Origin of the sequence: Wolbachia endosymbiont of Mansonella ozzardi, from assembly GCF_020278625.1 — a bacterium.
GTDB lineage: Bacteria > Pseudomonadota > Alphaproteobacteria > Rickettsiales > Anaplasmataceae > Wolbachia.
The window spans coordinates 1-7897 of record NZ_JADAKK010000051.1; the positions used below are offsets into that span (position 1 = coordinate 1).

At 35.8% G+C, this 7897-nt stretch carries 7 protein-coding genes; 5 read left to right on the forward strand and 2 right to left on the reverse strand.

Annotation, left to right across the window (positions count from 1 at the left end; genetic code table 11):
* The first annotated feature begins 228 nt into the window (after nucleotides 1-228).
* The 3 genes from IHO40_RS04750 (at nucleotide 229) to IHO40_RS04760 (ending at nucleotide 3348) form a co-directional block, all read left to right on the forward strand.
* Nucleotides 229-858, forward strand: coding sequence for a coiled-coil domain-containing protein (locus IHO40_RS04750; RefSeq protein ID WP_225537004.1), 630 nt, complete (start codon nucleotides 229-231; stop codon nucleotides 856-858).
* Between the two features lie 778 nt (nucleotides 859-1636).
* Nucleotides 1637-1978, forward strand: coding sequence for an ankyrin repeat domain-containing protein (locus IHO40_RS04755; protein WP_368666779.1), 342 nt, complete (start codon nucleotides 1637-1639; stop codon nucleotides 1976-1978).
* A gap of 371 nt (nucleotides 1979-2349) precedes the next feature.
* Nucleotides 2350-3348 (forward strand): pyruvate dehydrogenase complex E1 component subunit beta, encoded by a 999-nt coding sequence (locus IHO40_RS04760; RefSeq protein WP_225537005.1) that lies wholly within the window; start codon nucleotides 2350-2352, stop codon nucleotides 3346-3348.
* On the opposite strand, the gene mgtE is transcribed toward IHO40_RS04760, so the two are convergent.
* Entirely contained in the window at nucleotides 3345-4715 is a 1371-nt protein-coding gene (mgtE, locus tag IHO40_RS04765) for a magnesium transporter (protein ID WP_225537006.1), read from the reverse strand. The genes IHO40_RS04760 and mgtE overlap by 4 nt on opposite strands.
* Before the next feature lie 154 nt (nucleotides 4716-4869).
* Here mgtE and prfB point away from each other — a divergent pair.
* Together prfB and IHO40_RS04775 are read left to right on the forward strand one after the other, a co-directional pair.
* Nucleotides 4870-5974 (forward strand): peptide chain release factor 2 gene (gene prfB / locus IHO40_RS04770; protein ID WP_225537007.1). Its coding sequence is split into 2 segments (ribosomal slippage): nucleotides 4870-4944 and nucleotides 4946-5974, totalling 1104 coding nucleotides; the frame shifts between segments, so codons are not numbered across the junction.
* A gap of 458 nt (nucleotides 5975-6432) precedes the next feature.
* Entirely contained in the window at nucleotides 6433-6705 is a 273-nt protein-coding gene (locus tag IHO40_RS04775) for a hypothetical protein (RefSeq protein WP_225537008.1), read from the forward strand.
* A 210-nt stretch (nucleotides 6706-6915) separates the two neighbouring features.
* Here the strand turns inward: IHO40_RS04775 and IHO40_RS04780 are convergent, their stop codons facing one another.
* The gene (locus tag IHO40_RS04780; protein WP_225537009.1) at nucleotides 6916-7086 is read right to left on the reverse strand and encodes a hypothetical protein; all 171 of its coding nucleotides are present in this window, start codon (nucleotides 7084-7086) and stop codon (nucleotides 6916-6918) included.
* Between the last annotated feature and the right edge of the window lie 811 nt (nucleotides 7087-7897).

The following is a 7897-nucleotide window of genomic DNA, read 5'->3' on the forward strand; positions in this document are numbered from 1 at the left end:
TCTTGATGTTTTAGACAGTAGATCCTAGTATCAACTGCTGGAATGACGAAAAAAGGAGGCACTGGGATAACGTCATTCTTTTTTCTGGGTGCAAGCTTGTATCTACTTCGATAGGGGAATACAAGAGAGTGTTTATGACTATTTTTTAGATAAAATATAGAATTTCAATAAATTTAACCTTTTTATGCAACTATATGGCAATGATGAATAAACTGAGAAGGAAGAGTTATGGCAATAGAGAGGAAAAGGTTTTTTGAAATAATAAAAAATGATCAAGTGAATCCTCTATTAAAAAGTAAAAATAAGACTCCAAAAGATATGGTTGGTGATGCGTCAAACAAGAATACCTTAGTAGAAATGTTGGAGACAGCAGAAAAAAATTATTCGCCGAAGAAAGCAAAAGATCTTAACGTAAAGATTGAAGGGGGAGGTTGCTATCATTTAGCTCAGAATGATCATAAAACTCAGGCAAGCTTAACTGCGAATGTGGGTAATGTAACTTTCTGCGCCCGCAAATGTTATAGATCCTACTTGGAACGACGCAATTCTATAGATGAAAGCGTTAGTAGTTACAGTAGTCTAGAGTCAGAACAATCTGAGACCAAATCTATTAGGGAATTAGAAAATAAGTTAAAGAAGTCACAGGAAAATATTGCTGCAGTTGTGGACTTTTCAAGTAAGCCCGAAAGGGAATTAAATGATCAATTGAATAGATTAGCTCAAGAGAAGAAAGATTTAGAAAGTGAAATTGAAAGGTTAAGTAAGGAAGCGAATCAGTTAAAGAGACAACAGACTAATGCACAACAACAATTAGATGATACTCTGGAAAAGTTAAGTAATAGAGATGGTCGAATCTAAGAATTGGAAGATTCGGACGAAGAATTAAAACAAGCTTAGGAAAAGCTGAAAAAAACTCAAAAGGATCTAAAAAAATTAAAGAATTTCTTAACCAGTTATGAGACTAATCAGGAGGCACTTAATAAACTCGATGAAGAGAATAAATCGCTGAGACAAAAATAGAAGATCTGAAAAGTGAAAATGCAACGCTTAACAGCGAATTAGAAAAGGACAAAAATCAGCATTCTCAAACGAGTGAAGTGTCATTAAAAAAAAGTAGAAAAAAAGCTACCGTTGTCAAAAATTGCATACTTAGGCCTTGTAGCCACGTCAATGATGGGGTTCTATCCTTAGTATTGTTTCAAGACTGTCTGTTCTATCAATAATTGTAACTTCTGTAACATCTGCGTTGGCAGCTAGTGGTATTACATACACAATGTCAAAACCCATCACTAAATTGAAAAAGGCGAATATTCAAAGTCCAGACAACAACAAGGTTTGTGAAGTTTAACTTGGAGTAATCTAGCTTCATCTTTTAGAGTCTGGTAACGGAAACAGGCCTTGTTGGCTGCAAGCTGAATATAGCATATAAATAAATTTAACCTCTTTATGAAATTATGAAGTAGTAAGATTAAAGGAAATTGATGATAGTAAGGCCAAAAGTACACGCATGGAATAAAAGTAGAAACGACACTACAACAACAAAAATCAACCCAAATTAACAAGTTATGTAATCAAACACAAAAATAAACTTACTTCCGCTGTTAAACTCGGCTACGCAAAGGCAGTAAAACGTTCAATAGGAAACAAATTAGCTAAAGTATGGGGTGAGGATGCATTTTTTACTCTTTTATGTAAAGTTGCTGCACATAATATCTTAGACGTGGTAAAGCATCTAACAAAAAGCGGAATGGGTATTGAAATAACAGATCAAGATGGATTTACTCCTTTGCATATCGTTACTGCTTGCAGTAGTGCAAAGTCAATAAAGTATTTATTAGAAAATGAAGCAAATCTTGAAGCACGAGATAACGGTGGATATACTCCTTTATTTTTTGCTGAGAGCAGACATAACAGTAAGATAATAGAACTTTTGCAAGAAAAAACTAAGAGTAAAAAAGACTTAGATAGGATGTATTAAAGGAAACAAAAAGTCAGCATTCTCAAACAAGTAAAGTGTCATTAGAAAATGAAGTATCACTAGAAAAAGCAGAAAAAAAGACAACCGTGTTTCTTAAAAATTGCTTCTGTAAATCTTGTAGCTATGTTAGTAGTACTTAGTATTGTTTCCAGCTTATCTGTTCTTCCAAGATCCTAACTCACGCGATATTTGCATTAATAGCTGGCTGCATTACATACATGGTATCAAAGCCTACTACCGAATTGAAAGGAGTGGCTATTCAAGGCTTGATGCAACATGGTGTTGGTAAGGTTTAATTTGTGGCAATATCTGCTTTACTAGCCCCTGGCAACTTTGATATAGTACTCTAGTTAATCTATAAAAGTTTATAAATGGCAACTTTAAGCGTGAGAGAAGCTTTATGCACAGCAATCAGAGAAGAAATGCAAAACGACCCTGATGTGTTTATCATGGGGGAAGAAGTCGCAGAATATGATGGTGCTTATAAAGTAACGAAAGGATTGCTGGAAGAATTTGGAAAAAATAGGGTGATTGATACACCCATTACTGAACATGGATTTGCTGGTCTTGCTATTGGAGCAGCGTTTGCTGGACTTAGACCAATCGTCGAGTTTATGACTTTTAATTTTTCTATGCAGGCTATCGATCAAATTGTAAATTCTGCAGCAAAAACAAATTATATGTCAGGTGGACAACTTGGATGCCCTATAGTGTTTCGTGGACCAAATGGTGCTGCAGCGAGAGTTGCTGCGCAACACTCTCAATGCTTTGCATCTTGGTATTCGCATGTACCAGGGTTAAAAGTAATAGCACCTTATTTTGCCTCCGATTGCAGGGGTCTGCTTAAAGCTGCAATTCGTGATCCAGACCCAGTGATATTTCTAGAAAACGAGATCGCTTATGGACATGAGCATGAAGTTCCTGACTCTGAGCTATCGAATAAAGACTATTTACTTGAGATAGGCAAAGCTGCTGTTATACGAGAAGGAAAGGATGCAACTATCACTGCTTTCTCACTGCAATTAATGAATGCTTTAAGTGCAGCAGATTTACTCTCTAGTAAAGGCATAGAAGCTGAAGTTATTGACCTAAGAACCTTAAGGCCACTTGACACTGAAACTGTCATTAACTCTATCAAGAAAACTAATAGATTGGTCAGCGTAGAAGAAGGTTGGCCATTTGCAGGAATCGGCGCAGAACTTTCGGCTGCGGTTATGGAGCATGGGTTTGACTACCTTGATGCTCCAGTTGTGCGCGTAACAGGTAAGGATGTTCCCTTACCCTATGCTGCAAACCTGGAGAAAAAAGCATTACCGCAAGTGGAAGATATAGTTAACACTGTGCACTGGGTCTGCTTTAGAAAAACTTAGCTATTTATCAGGAAGAGCGTAGCTAGGCCAAGAAATATAAAAGCTGAAAGAATATCGGTTGTTGCTGATGTTAGAATTGAAGAGGAAACTGCAGGGTCAGATTTTAAACGATGAAGCATTATAGGAATGGAAGTTCCAATAAATGTTGCAATGATCGACATCATAATCATGGAGGCTACAAAAATAATCTCCACTTTGAAGCTGTGAAATCTCACTGCTAATATTACGAGTGAAATAGTAGATAAAATTATCCCATTTATAAGACCTATTAGAAACTCTTTTACCAATATTCTGTTTGCATTTTGCTCAGTTAAATATTTTGTTGCGATTGCTCTGATGGTGAGTGTTACTGTTTGGGATCCTGCGTTTCCGCTCATCGACGCAATTATTGGCATAACTATTGGCAGTACTACAAAACTCTTTATTACGTTGTCGAAAAAGCCAACTACTATAGAGCATATCGTTGCGGCTAAGAGGTTGAACAATAACCAGGGTAGCCTTTGAATTATGGTTTTATGTATAGGAGCATTTATGTCAGCCTTAGATGGCACACCGCTTATTTTCAATACATCTTCTTCTGTTTCTTGTTGGACAACTTTTATTACATCTTCGATTAAGATCACACCTATGATTTTACCGCGCTTATTTACTACAGGAGCGGATAATAGAGAGTAATCTTTAAATATTCTTGCTACTTCCTCTTGGTCTACACCAGTTTTTATGATTTTTATGTCCTGACTCATTATTTCTTTTATTGTTGTTTTTCCTGAGTGGGATATTACCTTATTTAAGTTAACACTACCTATAGGTTCCAATTTTGAGTTGATGACAAAAATCTGATGAAATATTTCTGGTATTTTTCTATAGTTGCGCAAGAATTCTGTTAGTTGGTTTATCGTCCAATAATATGGGGCTATAACCATGTTTTTATGTATCAACCTTCCTGCACTTTCTTCTGGATATGATAACAACTCTTCTACTAACTTTTGAGTTGTATCGGGCAGGTAGTGAAGTATATTTTCTATAGACTTTCTATCCAAATCCTTCACTATGGTTACTATGTCTTCTACATCAAGAAGAGTGAGTAACTTTGCCGTATTTTCTACTCCCAATGTTTCTATAATCTCCACTTGTAAATCTGGTACTACATGCACTAGGGCATCACTTAACAAATGTTGATCTAGGATACTAACTAATTTTTCCCTGTGGTCACTGATTGAAGTAGATAAAAAATAGGCTAACTGAACGCTATCTATTGTTTTTACGATATTGCGAACGTTTTCTAGCTCCTCGTTATCAAGTGACTTGATTAGGTCATCAATAGCCTTATTATTTAAACTATAATGGGAATTTATCTCAATATTCATATCTTCACCTTACTTCTTAATAAATATACATACTTGATTCTTTTAAATATTAGAGTATAATAAGATTGTTTTAAATTAACTACTATATGGTTAAATTTCTGTTTTGTGTACTGTTATTGCTATTGATAGTGAATATATTAAAATCTAAAGCATAGTGAAAGCCTATTTAGAAATTTTTGAACACTTTCAGAGCTTAGGTAAGAGTATTTCTGTGATTAGGAGGTGTCTTTAACGTAGAAAAATTGAAATCACGCCTTGCAGCGCTGGAATCTCAAGCTGCAGGTGATGATCTATGGCGGGACAACCAAAAAGCACAAAAAATTTTAAAAGAATGTTCTAAAATCAAAAATGATGTGGAGTCATTTTCAAAGTTAGAAAGTGATTACAATGATGCTATCGGCCTAATGAAATTTGCTATTGATGAGAATGATGAGGAATTTTTCTCTAAAGTTGAAAACGAATTAGTGAAGCTAGAGAAATTAATCAAGCGCAAGGAAACAGAATCTTTATTTACTGGTGAAGCAGATAATAATGACTGCTTCTTAGAAATTCACTCAGGAGCTGGAGGAACAGAGAGTAATGATTGGGCTGAAATGCTCATGCGTATGTATACGAGGTGGGCAGAGATTTATCACAACTTTAAAGTTGAAGTTGTAGAAAAGTTGGAGGGAGAATCGGTTGGCATAAAATCTGCAACGATAAAAATCGTTGGAGAAAAAGCTTATGGATGGGCAAAAAGTGAAAGTGGTATTCACAGGCTGGTTAGAATATCACCATTTGATGCAAACAGCAAACGTCACACCAGTTTTGCAAGCGTAGGGGTGACACCGGTGATAGAAGATTCAATTGATATTGCTGTGGATGAGAAAGATCTAAAGATCGACACCTACCGCGCTTCAGGGGCAGGCGGTCAGCATGTAAACAAAACTGAGAGTGCAGTGCGCATTACGCATGTTCCAACAGGTGTCACAGTTCAGTGCCAAAATAGCCGTTCCCAGCATCAAAACAAGTATGAGGCATTGAGATTGCTTAAAGGACGTTTATACCAAATTGAGCTGGGAAAAAAAGAGCGGGAAATGGCTGAAGAATACGGCAAGAAATGCAACATAGGCTGGGGCAACCAAATCAGGTCATACGTTGTGCATCCATATCAAATGGTGAAAGATTTAAGAACCGGATATGAAGTGGGGAATATAAATTCCGTCTTTGATGGTAATATAGACTATTTCATAGTTAGTGTGCTGACTAATAAAAATTAAGGGTTTTATGATATACGTTCAGAAGTGCAGCTGGAAGACACGTTATGAGGGTTTCAAAAGTCTGTTTCTTGGCTTTTGTACTAAAATATGTAACGTTTGAGCCAAGTATTTGTGGAGGTAATTACATGTCTGGTTTAGAGGAACAACGGAAATTATATGAATAAGTTACAGGAGACAATAAACGATAAGGGTAACGTTGCTGACTTGCTCAAAGAAGTTTCAAAGATGACTTACTAAAGATTCTTACTGATACAGATGTAATTGAGAATATGCCAAGTGGTGAAAAATGCACTGTAACATCGCCTGGCCTTGCTATAATTCTTGATCGTCAGCAAAGCATTAAAGCTATTCTAGATTCAGCTAGAGTGCAAGGCATATAAAAAGAAGTTTTTGCCGGTATAGAAAAAGGTGATAGTGGAAAAATTAAGACTATCTTAAAAGAAGCTGGAGATCAGGGCATGCTAGACAAAGTTTCTCAAGTTGAAAAGGATATATCTGACAATAGAGTAGCAAAAGGAAATTCAACTAGTGACGAAAGTGCGACAACTGAACAAGCAACTAGTAAAGCAATAATGATTGGCACTGTTTGTGGCGTTATAGCTGGATTAGCAGTAAGTATTGGATGTGGCGTTGCTAATGTTGGATTATCAATGTCAGTTATAGCTAGCATAGCTGTAGTTGCTGTGTTAGCAGTTGGGCTTGCTGTTTTTGGTATTGCATGTGCAATATAAAAACCTAACACCAAAGTAAACGAAACAAAAGTAAATGAAAATGTTCAGGAAGTCCTAGTTTGAGCATATAGTTCATAAAACCTCACTATTACTACAAGACCACAGATCCTATTTTCTTTGTGTGCTACTGTGTTGCTCTATAGACAATATGCCACCATCTCCGAAGAGCAAAGTGCGTGCTAGCTCACTTTGTTTAAGGCTTTCAATTACCTACTTTTTGTCAGCTTCGGTGCGTGTATAAAAACTACATTGAAGGTCTACACCACCTTCAATAAGGTGCAAGCCAAAGCCAGCAGCAAAATCTTCTATTTTATCAGGAAGATTTCCAGCAATGATTCTCTTTATAGTAACATTTTGGTCATTTGCAGTTGTTCGTATCATTTCTTTACCACCTTTGATACCGTCATCTGCAATCCTTGTTACGCAGTCCGATTTATGGCTTGTTTACCTTTCATTACTCGAGATATTACTTCTATATCTAGGCTGGTTCTGATCTGTATCATCCTGTTACTCTAATTTATTAGCTTCTTCTTTTATACGTTTTTTGTACTCTTCTTCACTTTTTACTTTGACTTTATTTACTTCCATACTTGTATCTTTTTGATTGAAGAAATCTCTATTGATGTAATAAAAAATAAGCACAGGTATCAGTGAAGTAATCAGATTTGATATAATACACGGGATTAAAATTATAGCAGCGACAATATAAATTAGGACTCTAGCTATAAACTTTAGTATTTTGGATAGTTTAGAATCGTTCTTGTGAGCACTAACAGCATTCAAAAAAAGGTAGACACACAATCGATGCTATTGTTGTAGTAGTAGGTACGATAATTGGAACAAGTAGAAGAGAGTTGATTAGCTTTTTCCAGGTACTAGCTGGCTTGGCGCTACTACTTAGCGATTCAAGATGGTTTTTGCCAGCGTTGGCAACCCATTTTATACTTGATAAGACTCTCTCACTATTTTTTTAGATAAATTAACTTCTATTGGCTTTACCATATTTGTGATTATACCAATTATACTAATAACTAGTATAATTAACATGAAATTTTTACTTCCGTATTTTTTGTTATTACGGAACAAAAAAACTACTTGACAACTTTCGCCATTACCTTTATCATAGTATTGGAGCTGTTGTTTATCTTCAGTCCATACAGATTAAACAACAAAAAAACTCAATGTACTTGGC

Coding starts and splice junctions, on each gene's coding strand:
- IHO40_RS04750 (WP_225537004.1), top strand. CDS start 229: ATGGCAATAGAGAGGAAAAGGTTTTTTGAAATAATAAAAAATGATCAA.
- IHO40_RS04760 (WP_225537005.1), top strand. CDS start 2,350: ATGGCAACTTTAAGCGTGAGAGAAGCTTTATGCACAGCAATCAGAGAA.
- mgtE (WP_225537006.1), bottom strand. CDS start 4,715: ATGAATATTGAGATAAATTCCCATTATAGTTTAAATAATAAGGCTATT.
- IHO40_RS04775 (WP_225537008.1), top strand. CDS start 6,433: ATGCTAGACAAAGTTTCTCAAGTTGAAAAGGATATATCTGACAATAGA.
- IHO40_RS04780 (WP_225537009.1), bottom strand. CDS start 7,086: ATGATACGAACAACTGCAAATGACCAAAATGTTACTATAAAGAGAATC.